Raw genomic sequence first — 18,642 nt, forward strand, 5'->3', positions numbered from 1 at the left:
TATTCTACTAAAAAGGAGCAAAAGAACAGAATGAAGGCTGCAAAAATTGCACTTGCGTTTCTTGTAATAGTCTTTTCCATCGTAAGCACTGTCATTCCTTTGGATAATAGAGCTTATGCTGCCGAATTGAACAGCAGTACTGCTGTGGCAGATGGGGAATATAGTATTGGCTATACTATATTGCATGCAACAAATGATGAAGCATCAATGGCCGACCAGTACTATACAAAGCCTGGAAAATTAATCATTAAGGACGGACAGGCTAAAGTTCAGGTAGAGTACAGTAATTACATTACAGAGTTTAAAGTTAACGGCACTCCTGTTACAAAGATAGGCGAAGCTGGAGACAAAACTACGGCTGAGTTTCCAGTTGCTGATCTGGAAGGACTGACAGAAGCTGAGATTCATGTCGAAGTTCCAGCAATAAGCTATGATCACTGGTATACAGTCAGATTTGACTTTGATACAGCTTCTTTACCTGTTCAAACAGAACCAAGTGAAGAAGCAGAAGAACCTGCAACAACACCAGAAAATCCAGGTGAAGAAGCAGAAGAACCTGCAACAACACCAGAAAATCCAGGTGAAGAAGCGGAAGAACCTGCAACAACACCGGAAAATCCAGGTGAAGAGCAAGAAGAGCCTGTAACAACACCGGAAAATCCAGGTGAAGAGCAAGAAGAGCCTGTAACAACACCGGAAAATCCAGGTGAAGAGCAAGAAGAGGCTGTAACAACACCGGAAAATCCAGGTGAAGAAGCAGGAGAGTCAGAGGAAGAAACCCCTGCTGCACCACAGGAAGATATCGTGTACGAAGACGGTGAGTATGAAGTCGACTATACAGTGTTGCATGGAACGGCAGAGGAGAAGTCGATAGCAGATAACTACTTCACAAAACCAAGTAAAGTTATCGTTAAAGATGGAAATATTACTGTGCAGACGGAGTACAGCAGCCTGATTACGGAATTCACTGTTAATGGTGAAAATCCGACGATTATCAGCAATGATGGCACAAAAACAGTTGCTGAGTTCCAGCTAGCATCTCTCAACAGCATTACAGAGGCGCAAATACATGTTGAGATTCCAGCAATTAATTATGATCATTGGTACAATGTAAGGTTTGATTTCAACACAGAAAACTTGCCTGTATTGGAAGAAAAAGAACCACTTGCAGATGGCACATACACAATCGATTACAAAGTCTGGAAGGAAAATGCAGATGAAGCTTCCAGCATGGGCAATTACTTATCAAAACCAGCGAAGCTAATTGTTGAAAATGGAAAAACATATATTCAACTAAATCTGTCTTCCAGCAATTTCGTAACAGGCTTTAAAGCAGAAGTGAATGGAGAATATGTGGATGCTGACGTCATTTCAGAAGACGCTGCAGCCAATACAAAAGTGCTTCGTTTTGAAGTTCAGGATTTAAGTGGAGAAACAAACATCCAATTAGCCATGTCTTATGGAATGAGTCATGTAGTCAGAATGGTGTTTGATGAAGGCAGTGTTGTTGTAAGTGAGCCAGAAGAAAATCCAGAACCTTCGCCAGGTGAAGGAGAAGAAGAACCGCTTGCAGATGGCACATACACAATCGATTACAAAGTCTGGAAGGAAAATGCAGATGAAGCTTCCAGCATGGGCAATTACTTATCAAAACCAGCGAAGCTAATTGTTGAAAATGGAAAAACATATATTCAACTAAATCTGTCTTCCAGCAATTTCGTAACAGGCTTTAAAGCAGAAGTGAATGGAGAGTATGTGGGTGCTGACGTCATTTCACAAGACGCTGCAGCCAATACAAAAGTGCTTCGTTTTGAAGTTCAGGATTTAAGCGGAGAAACCAATATCCAATTAGCCATGTCTTATGGAATGAGTCATGTAGTCAGAATGGTATTTGATGAAAGCTCCATTTCTGTTGATGATGAAGGAGAAAATCCAGGCACAACGCCAGGTGAAGGCGAAGGAGAAAATCCAGGCACAACACCAGGTGAAGGCGAAGGAGAAAATCCAGGCACAACGCCAGGTGAAGGCGAAGGAGAAAATCCAGGCACAACACCAGGTGAAGGTGAAGGAGAAAATCCAGGCACAACACCAGGTGAAAGTGAAGGAGCAAACAGTCAATTTGTAGATGGTGAGTATCAATTAGATTACAGCATTTTACATGCATTGCAAAATGAAAAATCAATGGCAGATCAATATTTCACAAAGCCTGGTAAAGTGACATTAAAAAATGGTAATGCAACTGTTCAAGTAGAATTCAATGACTATATTACAGAGTTTAAGATTAACGGTAAAGAAGCTGAAATTATTAGCCAAAGTGCTGGGAAAACAGTTGTGCAATTTGCTGTTGCTGATTTGACTGGACTAACTAGTGCAGAAATTCATGTTGAAGTTCCGGCAATTGGCTACGATCATTGGTATACCGTTCGCTTTGACTATGATACTAGCAAACTGCCAACAAAATCCGGAGATAATGGAAACGGTACAGGCGGGAACGAAGAAGGAAATGGCAATGGAAATGAAGAAAAGCCTGAAGAAAATCCAGGCAATGTAGATGAAGATAAAGAAGATGGCAAAGGTGATAAAGGCGAAAATACTGTCTTAAAGGATGGAGAATATACGGTTGATTATTCTGTATTACATGCAAGTAATAATGAAAAATCAATGGCAGATTCTTATTTCGTTAAGCCAGGAAAACTAATTGTGAAGGACGGCAAAGTAGTTGCTAGACTGACAGTTAACACAGAATTTATCACTGAATTCCTTGTAGGATCTAAAGCTGTAACGGTAATCAGCAAATCTGGCAATTCCACAGTAGTAGAATTCCCTGTTGCAGATTTAGCTAATCCGACTGTTGGTAATATTCATGTTGTAATTCCTGAGTTGAATTATGATCACTGGTATGAAATCCGCTTCTTATTTGATGTGTCAGATCTTCCGGTCGAAGGAATTGACAATGATTTTGACCAGATTAATCACGAAGACACTAATGCAGAAGATGGTACTACAGACAATGGTGAAAATCTTGAATTTAACCGAGATGGAGACACAACAGCTGATGAAACAAAAACAGCAGAAACTACCAATAAAGTTATCAATGCAAAAACTGGAGATACAGCACAAATAGCATTATATCTATCATTACTGCTTATTTCCCTTGCCGTGTTGGTAAGAAAATATCGCAAACGCTCATTTTAAGATATTCTGCGAGATTGAGCAATCAATCTCGCGGAAAATGTATTTGCTTTAACTCAGGGAGGAGAAATATGAAATACGTTAAGACATGTTTATTTGTATGCATATGTCTTCTGCTTGCAAGCTGCTCTAATAACAGTAGTGATGTGTCCAGCAATAAGCCGGCAGAAAAACAACCGGAAGAAACAGTTGTTGCCACTACATTAGCAGTTGCTGAAATCATGGATAAGCTGGAAGTAGATTTAGCAGGAGTGCCGACAACACAATATACTCTGCCTGAAAGGTACAAGGATGTAACGGAGGTTGGCAATCCGATGAGTCCTGATATGGAAATCATTAAATCTCTTAACCCTTCAGAAGTTCTGTCTGTAACAACTTTGGAATATGACTTGAGCGAAAAGTTTGAGAGCATGAATATTCCGGCCTCTTTTGTGAATTTGGAAAGTGTCGATAATATGATTCAGTCTATCACAGAGCTTGGCGAAAAATATGAAAAAACCGATAATGCAAAGAAGCTTGTTGACTCGATTCAATCAAAGGTTGCAGAAATGGAGGAGCAGACAAAGGATAAGGAGCAGCCAGTTGTGTTGATATTGCTTGGTGTGCCTGGTGCCAGTTATCTTGTGGCAACAGAAAATTCTTATGTCGGCAATTTAGTGGAAGTAATGGGCGGGAAGAATGCCGTTGAAGATCAGGCCGCAGAATACATATCTGCAAATACGGAGTTTCTACAGCAAACCAACCCAGATATAATTTTACGCTTATCACATGGGGTGCCAGACCAAGTTGCCAAAGAATTTGACAAGGAATTTGCGGAAAATGATATTTGGAAACATTTTAATGCAGTGAAAAATGGAAGAGTGTACGACTTGGAAGAGCCGTTATTCGCTACAACTGCTAATTTAAACATCACGCAGGCATTAGACCAGCTATTGGAAATGATGTATGAGTAGCAAAGGAAGAGATACATGAATAAGAAAATTATCAGTTTTATTATCGTAATTATGGCGCTGATTGGAATAACTGTTTACTCTGCTGCAAAGGGGAGCATCTCCGTTAGTTTAATGACATTGGTAAATGGAGTTCTGCACGGTAACAACGAAGAAGTTAATGTCATTGTCGATCTCCGTTTTCCGAGAATTATCGTCGCCCTCCTTACAGGAGCGATTTTGGCAGTTTCCGGTGTTCTTTTTCAATCTGTCATGAGGAATCCACTGGCAGATGCAGGAATTATGGGGATTTCAGCCGGTGCAAGCTTTTTTACGTTATTTGGATTGTTATTTTTGCCAACGCTGTTCATCAGCAGCACCCTATTTGCCTTTTTAGGAGGAGCGGTATCTTGCTTTATTATTTATATGCTTTCCTGGAAATCTGGATTGAAGCCTTTAAGGGTTATTCTGACAGGTATCGCAGTGAGTGCTATGTTCACAGGGTTGAGAGAAGCTCTCATTAATATTTGCGCCTATTTTAATATCACTGTTGGAGCATCGAACGCATCAAATTTAACAATGAAAACTTGGGAAGATGTTGAGTTAATTGTCCCCCTTGGATTAATAGGTATCCTGCTCGCGTTACTAGTAAGCCCATGGTGTAACCTGCTGAAATTACAAGATAAGAAGGTTGTCCAATTAGGAGTTAATATTCAGCTTGTCCGGATTATTATTTCTGTGATTGCTGTATTTCTCGCATCTGTGGCAACATCTATCGCAGGTATTATTATCTTTGCCGGATTGATTATTCCCCATATATCAAGACAGCTAGTCGGGACAAATCATCATATTCTTATTCCTTTTTCGGCATTGGCAGGAGCTTTTCTGATATTAACTGCCGATACGTTTGGAAGACTTTTGATTGCTCCCCTAGAAATTCCTGCCTCGACAATCATGGCAGTAATAGGCGGTCCATTTTTGATCTTTTTGCTGAGGAAAGGGGATAAATTAAATGGAGTTTAAAGGCCTGTCTTTCTCCTATGACCAAGGAAGAGCCTTTATGGAGGAATTAGAAGGAAGGATAGAAAAGCATAAAATAACGACAATCATTGGTCCAAATGGCTGCGGAAAATCAACCTTGTTATCACTTTTAGCAAGAGGTCAAAAACAAACTGCTGGTGCCATCACCTTGGATGGTAAGGATATACATTCCTATAAAGCGAAGGATTTTGCCCGAAAAATTGCGATGGTTAACCAAACAAACCACATCTCAGAGGATATGACAGTCCAAGAGCTAATACAGTTTGGGAGAATACCTTATAAAAAGATTTGGAAACAGGACAATGAGGAAGATACAGATGCAATAGAGTGGGCACTTGCATGCACCAAACTGCAAGACTTCAAGGATACACCTGTGAGTGCATTATCCGGAGGGCAAAGACAGCGTGTCTGGATAGCGCTGGCACTTGCACAAAAAACAGAGATATTATTTTTAGATGAACCAACAACCTATTTGGATATCTATCATCAACTAGAATTACTGTCATTAATTAAAGAATTAAATACTGTTCACGGCATTACAATCGTTATGGTTCTCCATGATATGAACCAGGCGCTCCGATACTCCGATTTGGTCATCGTTATGAAGGATGGGGCAATAAAAGCTTATGGGCGTCCGGAACAAGTGATTACACAGGAAAAAATAAAAGAAATTTATGATGTTCATATAGTCGTTAATGAGGATGACGAAACAGGTTTATATATCGTTCCGTTGAGCATTTGAGAAAGGAAGGGAAACAATGAGTGCAAAGCTGATAATCCAACGAATAATTACCATCATGGCCGTTCTAGTCTTTGTTTACTCAGTCTATAAACTAGTTCCTCCTTTATATGATTACTACACCAACAGAAAAGTGCTGGAAACGGTGCAGGAAATCTATAAACCTAATCAAACGTCGGACGAAAGCTTACAGCCAACATCCATCCGCTCCTCATTTGATCCATTGCTGGAAATTAATGAAGATATGGTCGGCTGGATAACAGTTGATGATACAAAAATAAATTATCCTATCCTACATTCCTCTGATAATGAATTTTATCTGACCCGAAATTATAAAAAAGAAGAAACACGTGCTGGCAGTATCTTTTTGGATTACCGAAATGATAAAAAGCTTGAAAACAATAAAAATACCATAATTTACGGACATAGAATGAAGGATGGTACGATGTTCAGCGGTTTAAAGAAATATTTAAATGAGTCCTTTTTTGAAAAACATAAAAAAATTCACTTAGATTCTTTATATGAAGGCTATGAACTGGAAGTCTTTTCTGTTTATCAAACTACAACGGATTTCTATTATATTGAAACAGATTTTTCTGCAGACAGTGAATATCTTGATTTTGTTGATTTATTGCAGGAGAAATCTTTGTATGATACAGAAATGGAGTTTAGTCCGGAAGATCGAATTGTTACATTATCAACATGTGATTATGCGATTGATTCACTGGAAGGAAGGCTGGTTGTTCATGCCAAGCTGGTGAAAAGGAGTTGATACAAATCTTGCTTAACAAAAAAATAGGAAAGTATATGTCTATATTGAGTATAGGTTTCCTGCTTGCAGCATGTGGAAAAACAGGCGGAGAAACAGCAGAGTCGAGTGCTGATTCTATAGCTGTTACTGATTTTGCAGACCGTACTGTAACATTTACGGAAGCACCGGAAAAGGTAGCGGCTTTGGGCAGTGGAGATGTTGATTTAATGCATGCATTTGGAGTAGAAGTAGTTGGGAAACCAACACTTTCAGACGAAAGCAAGCTTGAAATCGCAAAGGACGCTGAGCAAATTGGAACAACACATGAAGTTAACTATGAAAAAATCGCACTGCTTCAGCCGGATGTTGTGTTAGCAAATGTTGGCTTTAATCAGGAGGATGTGCCGACAATTGAAGGGCTAGGTACGAAAGCAGTTTTGACAGAAGCAAACTCTATTCAAGATATTAAAAAGCAGATTACTCTTTATGGAGAAATGCTGCAAAGTACAGATAAAGCTGATCAGTTGATAAAGGAATTGGATGCAGACTTGAAGGCTGCTAGTTCTGCTTTAAAAAATTCGGAAAAACGTGTGCTTCTTGTTTATGGTGCACCAGGCACGTATATGGCAGCATTGCCAAATTCATTAAGCGGTGATTTCTTAGCAGCGGCAGGAGGGATAAATGTAGCAAGTGATTATCCTGCCTTAGAAAAATTCCCGCAATATGCACAAATAAATACAGAAAGAGTTGTGGAAGCAAACCCGGATGCCGTTCTCTTAATTACACATGGTGATGCAGAGGAAATTAAACAAGGCTTTCTAAAAGAAATGAAACAAAATGCTGCTTGGAATACATTAGATGCTGTTAAAAATGACAGAGTAGAAATCTTGCCTGCCGATTTATTTGGCACAAATCCAGGTACAAGAGCAGTTGACGCTGTGCAATACTTGGTTGAATTGTTAAATCATTTGGAGTGAGCATGTTGGAATATGTAGAAAGAAAGAAAAAACGAATGGCAGTCCTTGTGAGTCTCCTATTATTGCTGCTTATTGCCATATATGCAGGCTTATCATTTGGCGCAGTTTCTGTGTCCTTTAAGGAGTTATGGAGTGTGCTCGCATCAGGTGGAGAAGGTGTGTATGAAAAAATTGTATACAATCTCCGTCTTCCGAGAGTTATTGTCGGCTTATGTGTTGGAGCATGTCTAGCTGCATCAGGAGCATTGCTGCAAGGGGTAATGAGAAACCCGCTGGCAGATCCAGGTATTATCGGAGTTTCGTCTGGCGGTGGCTTGTTCGCTATCATCACAATGGTTATATTTCCACAGTACAGCTATTTATTGCCGTTTATTGCATTTATCGGGGCCTTTTTAACAACCGTTTTGATTTATATGTTTGCTTGGGATAAAGGCGCATCACCGGTAAAGATTATACTGGCAGGTGTGGCAATGAATGCAGTGCTTGGAGCAATTATGAATGGAGTAATGGTCTTGTACAGCGACAGAGTCCAATCTGTAATTGGTTGGCTGTCGGGAGGGTTAAACGGGAGAAGCTGGTATCATGTTGATATCATCTTGCCGTATACAATCATTATGCTGCTTGTCAGCTTGCTCGCCATTAAACCTGTTAATATATTGATTTTAGGAGATGATGCAGCGAAATTATTAGGACAAAATGTAGAGTTAATTCGCATGCTGATTATTCTGCTCGCCTCTTTTTTAGCAGGGATTGCCGTCAGTGTTGCCGGTTTGATTGGGTTTGTTGGATTGGTGGTTCCCCACATCATACGCCTTCTTATCGGAGAAGATTATCGGTTTTTGCTGCCTTTTTCCATTATTGGCGGAGCAGCCTTAGTTGTCATTGCGGATACGGCAGCACGAAGCTTGTTTGATCCAATTGAATTGCCTGTCGGTATCTTGCTTGCAGCACTAGGTGGTCCTTTCTTCATCATTTTGCTGCGTCGAAGGAGGATATTGTAATGACAGTGTTAAAATCAGAGGATTTGAGGTTTGCGCAAGGGAAATTTCGTCTCCATGATATTAACCTTGAATTTCCACAGGGAAAAATGACAGCAATTGTTGGTCCCAATGGTTCAGGGAAATCGACACTATTAAAACTTTTTGCACGGCTCTTAAAAACAGACAGCGGCAATGTGACATTGGACAATCAGCTCATTCATAAATATAAAAGAAAAGAGTATGCAAAGAAAATTGCCATGCTTCTGCAGGCAAAAGAAATAATGCCAAATATTACGGTGAAAGAATTAGTTGCCTATGGGAGAGTTCCATTTCAAAAGCTTGCCGGAACTGCTTCAGCAGAAGATAAAGAGATTATTGCGTGGGCAATAAAAGAAACTGGGTTAGAAAAAATGGCCGATCGTATGGTAGGACATTTATCTGGCGGGGAAATGCAACGAGCGAGGATTGCCATGGCGCTTGCCCAGAAAACACCGGTTTTATTGCTTGACGAACCAACTACTTATTTAGATATTACCCATCAGCTGGAGCTGATGAAACTTTTAACAAGAATAAATAAAACGTATCAGATTACTATCATTATGGTATTGCATGAGCTGCAATACGCAGGGGCTTACAGTGATAACTTGATTGTTATGAAGGATGGCGCAGTCTATCAAACTGGAAAACCGCAAAGTATTTTAACAGCTCAATTGCTAAAAGACGTGTATGAAATTGATGCAAGAATAAAATTTGAAAATAATTATCCTATTATTATCCCAAACTACGAAATTTAGGAGGAAGAAAATATGTATATTGTAACAAACACGGTAAAGGTTAAAGAAGGATTTGCAGAAGGATTTATCGAGAGATTTAACAGAACTGGAAAAATTGAAGAAAAAGCAGGATTTATCGGATTAGAAGTACTGTTGACTGCTGGGACAACAGATTATGAGGAAATTACTATCGTCACTAGATGGGAAAACAAAGAAGGCTTCTTAGGCTGGGTAGGAAGTGAGGAATTTAAAGAATCACACGCACATAGAGGCGGTGTTCCTGAATTCATTATTGAAAACAAAACTACAAAATATGAAGTGAGAGTGCAACGGAAGCCGATTATTAAAGAGGTTGCTGGCAACTAATGAGGAAAAAGAGGAGCTGTCAAGGCTCCTTTTTCTTTTGTCTTTAAGCTATCTGTCATTGGCAGTAAAAGCAATCATTTCTCTAAGGATTGAAAACGCTTTAAAAAAGTGGTGGAAAATTAGGTAATGTTGTATGATAATAGACAATAAGTCTAATAAAGGAAATTATCCTGCACATAAATTTAAGCGCTTACATTTTTTTGGAGGAGCAACCATGTCAAATAATAAACAGGAAGTATATGGTTTTCGGTTTTTAGACACATTGAATCAATCATTTTATCAGCTGTTTGCTGTAGGAAACCAAAGTATTACAAAGGAAGCTTATCATTGGAATGGATTAACACGTAAAGATGGTCCGCTTTTTTTGTTCCAATATACACTCGAAGGCTGTGGTTACATTGAAATAGAAGGAACTCTCCATAAATTAGAAAAGGGAACCGGCTTTATGGTCGAGATACCAAGCGACCATCGTTATTTTTTTCTGGAAAATAATTCGAATTGGGAGATTCTATTTATTATGTTCCGTCCTACCAATATTGAAGCAGAATGGCAAAGGGTCGTGTCTAATATTGGCTCTGTTTTTTCTATGTCAGAGGACAGCTCGCCGATTCGTTTCTTAAAAAGGATTTTTGCCAGTGCTGCGAAAAACCACATAACAGATGGCTTTCGGGCCTCTGCGATTGTCTATGAGTTTGTTATGGAACTGTTCAGACATCAAGTATCTGCGAAAAAGGCAAAACAGTCATGGCCCCTGCCAGTAGCAGAAGCTGCATCTTATATGGAGGCATCTTACCAGTGCTTGCAAAGCTTGGAGGAAATAGCGGATAAAGTTAATCTTTCCAAGTATTACTTTACAAGACTATATAAAAAAACAACAGGATACACACCTATTGAGTACTTAACAAAGATTAGGATGGAAGAGGCAATCAGGCTTCTAAGAGAGACGGATATGACAATGGAGGCAATTGCTCAGGAGCTTGGCTACTCGACGGGCAGTTATTTCATTAAAGTATTTCATCAGTGGATTGGCATTTCGCCAGGTGAATTTCGTTTGGCGACAGAACATGCTTATTTACATCAATTAAAATTAGATTAACATAGCAATATATTACATATATAAGCAAAAAGTTATCGTAGATGTGCTGTATGCGTTTCCTTTAAGATTAACTTATAAATCGCGAAGGATGTGAATAGTAATGAATCATCATCGTTTTGCCCAGACTCCTCCACTAGGATGGAACAGCTGGGATTGTTACGGCGCTTCTGTAACAGAAGAGGAAGTTAGAGGAAACGCTGAATATATGGCAACGCATTTAAAGGAGTCTGGATGGCAATATATTGTTGTAGATATCCAGTGGTATGAGCCTGGTGCGAACTCCTCTATGTATCGTCCATTTGTTGAACTGGAAATGGATGAGTTTTCCCGCTTAATTCCTGCAGTCAATCGGTTTCCTTCCGCTGCCGACGGAAAAGGTTTTAAGGAGCTTTCGGATTATGTACATAGCCTTGGCTTAAAATTCGGCATTCATATTATGAGAGGGATACCAAGGCAAGCTGTTCATCAGAATACGCCTATTTTAAACTCTGTTCATACAGCCCGCGATATTGCTCATCCTAATTCTATCTGTCCATGGAATACTGATATGTACGGAATAGATGCGAGCAAGGAAGGGGCACAAGCATATTATGATTCGCTGTTTAAGCTGTATGCTGAATGGGGAGTCGATTATGTAAAGGTCGATGATATTGCTGCATCAAAGCTTTACAACACACATGTGGATGAAATCGAGCTGATCAGAAAGGCGATTGATCATTGCGGCAGAGACATGGTTTTAAGCCTTTCGCCAGGACCTGCTCCATTAGAGTTTGCAGACACATTGCGTGATAATGCGAATATGTGGAGAATGACAGATGATTATTGGGACCAATGGGAGCTTTTGTACGATATGTTTGATAGATGCGAGAAGTGGAGCGGTCTTTCGGGACCAGGCTATTGGCCGGACTGCGATATGCTGCCATTAGGGCATATTGGCATTCGCTCCGTTGATGGAGGGGGAGCAGACCGCTGGACAAGATTTACAAAAGATGAACAGGTTACGATGATGACTTTATGGTCGATTTTCCGTTCACCGCTTATGTTTGGCGGAGAGCTTCGGGATAATGACAGCTGGACACTGTCATTGCTTACAAATAAAGATATGCTGGAACTAAACCAAAAAGGTTCTCACAGCAGACTTTTGTTTAGAGAAGACAATAAAGTTGTCTGGACTGCCAATGGTCCTGAAGATGCTGTTTATGTTGCTCTATTCAATATTGGTGAAGCACATTGTGAAATAGAGGTTTCTTTAGAGGAATTAGGGGGGGACAGTTCTTCTACAGTGAAGGATGTTTGGAGCAATGAAGCCACTTCCAATAAAGAAAAAATCCAAGTAACTCTTGCACCCCACAGCAGTAGACTATATAAAATAACATAATAGCAAAAAGGCTGAACATAATCGTTCAGCCTTTTTGCTTATTGTTTTACGACAGGAACTGCCGCAGTTGAATCTCTGATGATTATTTCTGGTTCATAGACAATCGATGGGGCAGGTTTGCTTTTCTTTTCAACAGCAGCGACAATCCACTTGGCCGCCTCTTCACCCATTTTCATTTTTGGATGGGTAATAGAGGTTAGTTTGACTTCTGAAGCTTCTGTTAAAAAAGAATCGTCAAAGCCTAGAATGGAAATGTCATTAGGAATAGATAAGCCCATTGTGCGCAAAATGCTGATTGCTTTAATCGCAAGCTGGTCATTATAGCAAACAATCGCAGTCGGCCTGTCTTCTCTTTTTAAAATTTCCTGCAAAGTTTCCAAGGATTTGTCTTGGTCTTCTGTTGTAAAGTTAATGATCATATCCTGAAAGAAAGGAACGGAATGATCTTTGTATGCTTGAATGAAACCTTTCATCCGGTTGACACCTTGCAAATCATCTGTTTTAAAAAGGCCGATGATTCGTTTATGTCCAAGCTTAATTAAATGCTCTGTAGCGATATACCCACCCTTTTCATCATTGACGATTATATAAGGCGGGGCAAGCTGGGAGTAGAACTGATTAATCATTAAATACGGAATCTTATTTTGCTCTAATTCCAAATAATAGCTGATATTAGGGTTGAAATTACTGCTTTTTGTCGGTTCAACAATCAGGCCGTCAATATTGCTACCAAGCATAGTCTGCAAGCTTTGCTTTTCTTTTTCAATATCATTATCCGTACATGCAAAGGTTAAGGAGTAGCCTTTTGTCGATAAATAAGATTCAATGCCTTTGATAATAGAAGGGAAGATGTAATCAGAAATATAAGTGGTAATTACCCCGATATTCTTTGTGCGTTTCACTGCTTGACCAGCAGAATTTGTACTTGTATTTCTGTCGGAGCAGAACGTTCCGGCACCTTGTTCTCTATACAGCCATCCTTCATGAACCAAATCTCCAATTGCTTGGCGAATGGTATGGCGGCTTACGCCAAACATTTTGACAAGTTCATTTTCAGAATGAATTTTTTCTCCTGGTTTTACTTTGCCTGTTGTAATCCATTCGGTAATTTGTTCTTTTACCATGTTGTATTTTGTTTGTTGTGCCACACTATCACCACTTTCTCGCGTTTCCATATCTGTAACTTATACGTACAAAATTAGATATAGAGATATCGTACCAAAAAACACCGAAAAAAACTATCATTAAATTTTTTACCTAATGCACTTGGAGAAAACACCTTTCAGCTTATAGGAAAGAGGGTGTTTTCGTACAAGTGAATGTATGCAAGTTGTTCTCCATTTCAGCGAAAAAGAATAATACATGTCTAGAAATGTAAAAGGAATTCAGTTGACATGTACGAACAACTAGCATAAAATTTTTATTATAGAATGCGCTTACATATAAGGATGCTTAAATTGCAGTTACTGCTTATAAATAAGAGATAGGGAAGTGAAGCTAAAATGACAGTTGAAGCTTTTCATTTAAGGCAAGTGAGAATTACGGATGGCCCGTTTAAACATGCGATGGAATTAAACAGAGATTATCTGTTGCAGCTCAAACCAGATAAGCTATTGTCCAGATACAGACAATATGCAGGGTTAGAGCCGAAAGCAGATCATTATAAGGGCTGGGAAGAACAAGGAATTTCCGGCCATACGCTTGGACATTATATTTCTGCATGCTCTATGATGGCAGCTGCAACAGGTGACAGCAGATTTAATGAAAGAACAGCATATATAATTGACGAACTAGCGCTTTGCCAACAAGCGGACGGAACAGGTTTAATTTGTGGCATACCGAGAGGGAAAGGGATTTTTCAGGAAGTAAAAGAAGGCAAAATCTATTCTCAAGGCTTTGACTTAAATGGAGGATGGGTGCCTTTATACACCATGCATAAAGTGTTTGCTGGTTTAAGAGATGCGTATATTTACACAGATAATGAAAAGGCGCTTCAAGTGGAAATAAAGCTGGGACTTTGGCTTGAGGACATGGTTAGGGGTTTGTCTGAAGAGCAGATGGATGAACTGCTTAAATGTGAATTCGGGGGAATGGCAGAGGTTCTTGCTGACTTGGCAGTCCATACTAGTGACGACCGATTTTTTGCTCTTTCAGAAAGATTTTATCATAAAGAAGTATTAAGTCCATTAGCAGATAGAAGGGATGCTTTAGCTGGAAGGCATGCTAACACACAAATACCGAAAGTGGTCGCTGCGGCAAGGCAGTACGAAATCTCCGGCAACGAAATGTACAAGGAAATTTCTGAGTTCTTTTGGGACACTGTCGTTCATGAGCATTCCTATGTAATTGGAGGTAATTCACTTAATGAGCATTTTGGCGAAGCTGGCAAACTGAATGACCGCCTCGGTGAAAATACGTGTGAAACATGCAATTCATACAATATGCTGAAGCTTACAAAGCATCTTTTCAAGTGGAAACCTACAGCTGAAGAAGGCGATTACTATGAGAGAGCTCTTTACAATCATATACTTGCATCACAAAATCCGCATGATGGTAGTGTCTGTTATTTTGTGTCACTTGATATGGGCGGACATAAAAAATACAACTCTAAGTTTGACAGCTTTACATGCTGTGTAGGATCTGGGATGGAAAACCATGCGAGCCATGGCAATGCCATTTATTTTCATGATGAAAATAAACTGTATGTTAATCAATATATACCTTCTCGTCTTGACTGGGATAACCTGGGGGTTATTGTCGAGCAAAAAACAGAATATCCACAGAATGGCAGAATTAGAATAGAACTGTCTTGCCAAGAGGAAAAGGCTTTTTCTCTCTATTTAAGATATCCTTACTGGGCGGTTAGTGGAATGGAAATTTCCATAAACGGTGAACAGTACCAGCATGATAATCAGCCTGCGAGTCTTATTGAAATAGAAAGAGTTTGGCAGGAGGGAGACGTGCTGGATATTCATATACCAATGACACTTCGCAAGGAAGCAATCCTGGATAATCCAGACAGAGTCGCTTTTTTACACGGGCCGATTGTGCTTGCAGGAGATTTAGGGGAGATAAGTGACGCACAGGTTACGAAGGATTTATTATTTACACCGGTCCTTGTGACAGATGATGATCCAATTCATGCAATAGTCGCTACTGCTGATGCAGAATACAGGCTGGATGGCATCGGCAATCCTCGTGATGTGAAGCTATTGCCGTTTTACCTTCTGCATGACAGAAGTGCGACTGTTTATTGGGATGTGTTTACAAAAGATAAGTGGCAGGAAGCGGAGAAAGCTTATAAAGAAGCGCTTCAAAAGGAACAAGCGCTGCAAGAAAAAACGCTTGATTTCGTTCAGCCTGGAGAAATGCAGCCAGAGCGCGACCATCAGTTTGAAGGAGAGCATGTCGGAATTGGAACTGTGTCTAACCGGAAGTACCGCGACACATGGCCGAATGGGCATTTCAGATTTAATCTGACAGTCTTGCCAAACGAAAATAATAGTCTTATAGCAGCTTATACAAAAAATGAATGGAACAGCATGAAGGAATTTGATGTGTTAGCAGATGACAGGAAGCTTGCCGACGGAAAGATTGAATGGGAAGAAATGAGTCAATTTGTATACGTTAAATATGAGATTCCTAGTGTGGCAACAGACAGAATTTCCATTACATTCCGGGCACATCCAGACAAAAGGGTGCCGAAAGTTTTTGAGCTAAGGACAATAAAGGGCTAAATCATACAAGTTGAAAATAAATAAAAAATTTTCAAAAAAGAGATTGAAATAATTTCAATAGATGTTAGAATTACATTATAGTTATACGTACAAGTTGATAAAAGTTATCTGGTTGTAAGGATGAATGAGAAATGTTTATGAACAGAGACAACAGGCTTCTTGTACGTATAAAGATTTTAAAGAAGTAAAGGAAGAACTAGACAGATACATTTAAATATCTCAATTTTGAAAACGCATACTTTAGCTAGGAAGGAGAAATACACATGGCAAAGTACTCAATAGGAGTAGATTATGGAACCCAATCAGGCAGGGCGGTTCTTGTAGAGGTAGGAACAGGCAGAGAGGTAGCTACTGCCGTTAAGGAATATACACATGGTGTAATGGACGAGTATTTACCTGACGGAAAGACGAAGCTGGAACATGACTGGGCCCTTCAGCATCCTGCTGATTATTTAGAAGTTTTGCAGATTACGATACCAGAGGTTTTACAGAAAGCTAATGTTTCAAATGAAGATGTTATTGGGGTTGGGATTGATTTCACTGCTTGTACGGTCCTGCCGATTGATAAGAACGGCATTCCGCTCTGCTTCTTGCCAGAGTTTAAGCAAAATCCTCACAGCTACGTGAAATTATGGAAGCACCATGCAGCTCAAGATGAGGCAAACCGTCTGAATGAAATTGCTGCACAGCGGGGAGAAACATTTTTACAGCGCTATGGCGGAAAAATTTCGTCTGAATGGGCAATCCCGAAAATCTGGCAAATTCTTAATGAAGCACCAGATGTTTATGATGCCGCAGATCAAGTGCTAGAAGCAACTGATTGGGTTATTTCCGAATTGACAGGAAAGATTGCGCGAAACAGCTGTACTGCAGGCTATAAAGCAATCTGGCACAAACAAGAAGGCTACCCAAGCAAAGAATTCTTTAAGGCGCTAGATCCACGCTTGGAAAATGTTGTAGAAGAGAAGCTGTCTACAGATATTCATTCCATTGGTTCTAAAGCAGGGGAAATCACAGAAAAAGCTGCAAAATTAACAGGCTTAAAACCGGGGACAGCAGTTGCAGTTGCAAACGTGGACGCCCATGTTGCTGTGCCGGCAGTAGGAATAACAGAGGCAGGTAAGCTGCTGATGATTATGGGTACATCAACATGCCACATCTTGCTTGGTGAAACAGAGGAAATTGTACCAGGAATGTGCGGAGTGGTCGAAGATGGAGTTATTCCAGGCTTTCTAGGATATGAAGCCGGCCAATCTTGCGTTGGAGACCATTTTGAATGGTTCACAGAAAACTGCGTACCGGAAAGCTACCAGAAGGAAGCGGAAGAAAAGGGCTTGAACATCCATCAGCTGTTGACAGAAAAAGCCAGCAAGCTGAATGTTGGGGAAAGCGGACTGCTTGCTCTTGACTGGTGGAACGGGAACAGATCAACACTTGTTGATGTTGACCTGACAGGAGTATTGCTTGGTGCCACTCTTTTAACAAAGCCGGAAGAAATTTATCGTGCCTTAATTGAAGCAACTGCATACGGCACAAGGATGATTGTGGAGACATTCCGTAATAGCGGGGTGCCAGTCAATGAGGTTTACGCAGCAGGAGGCATCGCGGAAAAGAATACCCTTATGATGCAGATTTATTCAGATGTATTGAACATGGATATTAAAATTTCAGCATCCTCCCAAACACCAGCTCTTGGAAGTGCAATGTTTGGTGCTGTCGCAGCGGGTAAGGAGCGCGGGGGTTATGACCATATTAATGAAGCGGCTCAAGATATGGGAAGAATTAAGGACCATATCTATCAGCCTATTGAAAACAATGTCAACGTTTATGAGAAGCTTTTTGATGAATATTCCCGCCTATATGATTATTTTGGTCGCGGTGAAAATAATGTGATGAAAACACTCAAGCAGATTAAAAAAGAAGCTGCACTTGAGGGCAAGGAGGGAAACTATGTTAGAGAAGCTTAAGCAGGAAGTATTAGAAGCTAACCTGGCGCTGCCTCAGCATAATTTAGTAACTTTCACTTGGGGGAATGTAAGCGGTATCGACAGAGAAAGCAATCTTGTAGTCATTAAGCCAAGCGGTATCCCTTATTCACAGCTGAAAGCAGAAGACCTCGTTGTCACTGATTTGGATGGAAATATTGTGGAGGGGAATTTAAACCCTTCCTCTGACACACCGACACATCTTGCTTTATACCGTGCATTTCCAGAAATCGGCGGGATTGTACATACACATTCGCCTTGGGCAACAAGCTGGGCTCAGGCAGGCAGAAGAATTCCTGCATTAGGAACAACACATGCGGACTATTTCTATGGTGAGGTGCCTTGTACAAGAAAGCTGACGGAAGACGAGGTCAACCGAGCTTATGAGCTGGAGACAGGCAATGTCATCATTGAAACAATTCGAAAAGAGGGCATTGACCCGAAAGCACTCCCAGGGATATTGGTGACAGGCCATGCCCCGTTCTGTTGGGGAAAGAATGCAGATAATGCGGTCCATAACGCTGTCGTCCTGGAGGAGGTAGCTAAAATGGCCCTTCATACATTGCAGTTAAATCCAGATGTGGAGTGGATTGATCAGTATTTGCTTGATAAGCATTACTTAAGAAAACATGGTGCGAATGCCTATTACGGACAAAAAAGCGAAGAAACAAAACAAAAAACATCCAAATAAAATAACT

General features: G+C 40.2%; 15 protein-coding genes. 14 read left to right on the forward strand and 1 reads right to left on the reverse strand.

What is annotated here, in order from left to right; translation table 11 throughout:
* The first annotated feature begins 30 nt into the window (after positions 1-30).
* From L8T27_RS05040 to L8T27_RS05090, 11 genes are all read left to right on the forward strand, one after another.
* Positions 31-3,195 (forward strand): NEAT domain-containing protein, encoded by a 3,165-nt coding sequence (locus L8T27_RS05040; protein ID WP_248574473.1) that lies wholly within the window; start codon positions 31-33, stop codon positions 3,193-3,195.
* 68 nt (positions 3,196-3,263) lie between these two features.
* Positions 3,264-4,145 carry a heme ABC transporter substrate-binding protein IsdE gene (gene isdE / locus L8T27_RS05045; RefSeq protein WP_233317182.1) on the forward strand — a complete coding sequence of 294 codons (882 nt, stop codon included), beginning with the start codon at positions 3,264-3,266 and terminating at the stop codon, positions 4,143-4,145.
* 15 nt (positions 4,146-4,160) lie between these two features.
* A complete protein-coding gene (locus L8T27_RS05050; protein WP_237941007.1) occupies positions 4,161-5,144 on the forward strand; it encodes a FecCD family ABC transporter permease in 984 nt (327 codons plus the stop codon).
* Positions 5,134-5,904, forward strand: a complete 771-nt coding sequence (locus L8T27_RS05055) for an ABC transporter ATP-binding protein (RefSeq protein WP_233317180.1) — start codon at positions 5,134-5,136, stop codon at positions 5,902-5,904. Before L8T27_RS05050 ends, L8T27_RS05055 begins: the two co-directional genes overlap by 11 nt.
* Positions 5,905-5,920: 16 nt before the next feature.
* Positions 5,921-6,673 carry a class B sortase gene (srtB, locus tag L8T27_RS05060; RefSeq protein ID WP_233317179.1) on the forward strand — a complete coding sequence of 251 codons (753 nt, stop codon included), beginning with the start codon at positions 5,921-5,923 and terminating at the stop codon, positions 6,671-6,673.
* A gap of 8 nt (positions 6,674-6,681) precedes the next feature.
* Entirely contained in the window at positions 6,682-7,629 is a 948-nt protein-coding gene (locus tag L8T27_RS05065) for an ABC transporter substrate-binding protein (protein ID WP_237941008.1), read from the forward strand.
* Between the two features lie 2 nt (positions 7,630-7,631).
* Positions 7,632-8,630, forward strand: a complete 999-nt coding sequence (locus L8T27_RS05070) for a FecCD family ABC transporter permease (RefSeq protein ID WP_411410690.1) — start codon at positions 7,632-7,634, stop codon at positions 8,628-8,630.
* Positions 8,630-9,403 carry an ABC transporter ATP-binding protein gene (locus L8T27_RS05075; RefSeq protein WP_237941009.1) on the forward strand — a complete coding sequence of 258 codons (774 nt, stop codon included), beginning with the start codon at positions 8,630-8,632 and terminating at the stop codon, positions 9,401-9,403. Before L8T27_RS05070 ends, L8T27_RS05075 begins: the two co-directional genes overlap by 1 nt.
* Positions 9,404-9,415: 12 nt before the next feature.
* A complete protein-coding gene (gene isdG, locus L8T27_RS05080) occupies positions 9,416-9,748 on the forward strand; it encodes a heme oxygenase (protein WP_233317176.1) in 333 nt (110 codons plus the stop codon).
* A 214-nt stretch (positions 9,749-9,962) separates the two neighbouring features.
* Positions 9,963-10,844, forward strand: a complete 882-nt coding sequence (locus L8T27_RS05085) for a helix-turn-helix transcriptional regulator (RefSeq protein ID WP_233317175.1) — start codon at positions 9,963-9,965, stop codon at positions 10,842-10,844.
* Positions 10,845-10,944: 100 nt separating this feature from the next.
* Positions 10,945-12,222: a glycoside hydrolase family 27 protein gene (locus L8T27_RS05090; protein ID WP_233317174.1), complete on the forward strand. Its 1,278-nt coding sequence runs from the start codon at positions 10,945-10,947 to the stop codon at positions 12,220-12,222.
* Between the two features lie 38 nt (positions 12,223-12,260).
* Here L8T27_RS05090 and L8T27_RS05095 read toward each other — a convergent pair whose 3' ends face one another.
* Positions 12,261-13,370, reverse strand: coding sequence for a GntR family transcriptional regulator (locus tag L8T27_RS05095; protein WP_282581422.1), 1,110 nt, complete (start codon positions 13,368-13,370; stop codon positions 12,261-12,263).
* Between the two features lie 354 nt (positions 13,371-13,724).
* Here L8T27_RS05095 and L8T27_RS05100 point away from each other — a divergent pair, with 354 nt between their 5' ends.
* From L8T27_RS05100 to araD, 3 genes are all read left to right on the forward strand, one after another.
* Entirely contained in the window at positions 13,725-15,959 is a 2,235-nt protein-coding gene (locus L8T27_RS05100; protein WP_237941010.1) for a glycoside hydrolase family 127 protein, read from the forward strand.
* Positions 15,960-16,222: 263 nt separating this feature from the next.
* Positions 16,223-17,926, forward strand: coding sequence for a ribulokinase (gene araB / locus L8T27_RS05105; protein ID WP_233317172.1), 1,704 nt, complete (start codon positions 16,223-16,225; stop codon positions 17,924-17,926).
* On the forward strand, positions 17,910-18,635 hold the full coding sequence (araD, locus tag L8T27_RS05110; protein ID WP_233317171.1) for an L-ribulose-5-phosphate 4-epimerase: 726 nt from the start codon (positions 17,910-17,912) through the stop codon (positions 18,633-18,635). The genes araB and araD overlap by 17 nt, the downstream gene beginning before the upstream one ends.
* The last annotated feature ends 7 nt before the right edge of the window (positions 18,636-18,642 follow it).

The sequence above is a fragment of the Niallia sp. Man26 genome (assembly GCF_022049065.2).
Classification (GTDB): Bacteria; Bacillota; Bacilli; order Bacillales; family Cytobacillaceae; genus Niallia.

Coding starts and splice junctions, on each gene's coding strand:
- L8T27_RS05070 (WP_411410690.1), top strand. CDS start 7,632: ATGTTGGAATATGTAGAAAGAAAGAAAAAACGAATGGCAGTCCTTGTG.
- srtB (WP_233317179.1), top strand. CDS start 5,921: ATGAGTGCAAAGCTGATAATCCAACGAATAATTACCATCATGGCCGTT.
- L8T27_RS05040 (WP_248574473.1), top strand. CDS start 31: ATGAAGGCTGCAAAAATTGCACTTGCGTTTCTTGTAATAGTCTTTTCC.
- L8T27_RS05100 (WP_237941010.1), top strand. CDS start 13,725: ATGACAGTTGAAGCTTTTCATTTAAGGCAAGTGAGAATTACGGATGGC.
- isdE (WP_233317182.1), top strand. CDS start 3,264: ATGAAATACGTTAAGACATGTTTATTTGTATGCATATGTCTTCTGCTT.
- L8T27_RS05090 (WP_233317174.1), top strand. CDS start 10,945: ATGAATCATCATCGTTTTGCCCAGACTCCTCCACTAGGATGGAACAGC.
- araB (WP_233317172.1), top strand. CDS start 16,223: ATGGCAAAGTACTCAATAGGAGTAGATTATGGAACCCAATCAGGCAGG.
- araD (WP_233317171.1), top strand. CDS start 17,910: ATGTTAGAGAAGCTTAAGCAGGAAGTATTAGAAGCTAACCTGGCGCTG.
- L8T27_RS05055 (WP_233317180.1), top strand. CDS start 5,134: ATGGAGTTTAAAGGCCTGTCTTTCTCCTATGACCAAGGAAGAGCCTTT.
- L8T27_RS05075 (WP_237941009.1), top strand. CDS start 8,630: ATGACAGTGTTAAAATCAGAGGATTTGAGGTTTGCGCAAGGGAAATTT.
- isdG (WP_233317176.1), top strand. CDS start 9,416: ATGTATATTGTAACAAACACGGTAAAGGTTAAAGAAGGATTTGCAGAA.
- L8T27_RS05085 (WP_233317175.1), top strand. CDS start 9,963: ATGTCAAATAATAAACAGGAAGTATATGGTTTTCGGTTTTTAGACACA.
- L8T27_RS05050 (WP_237941007.1), top strand. CDS start 4,161: ATGAATAAGAAAATTATCAGTTTTATTATCGTAATTATGGCGCTGATT.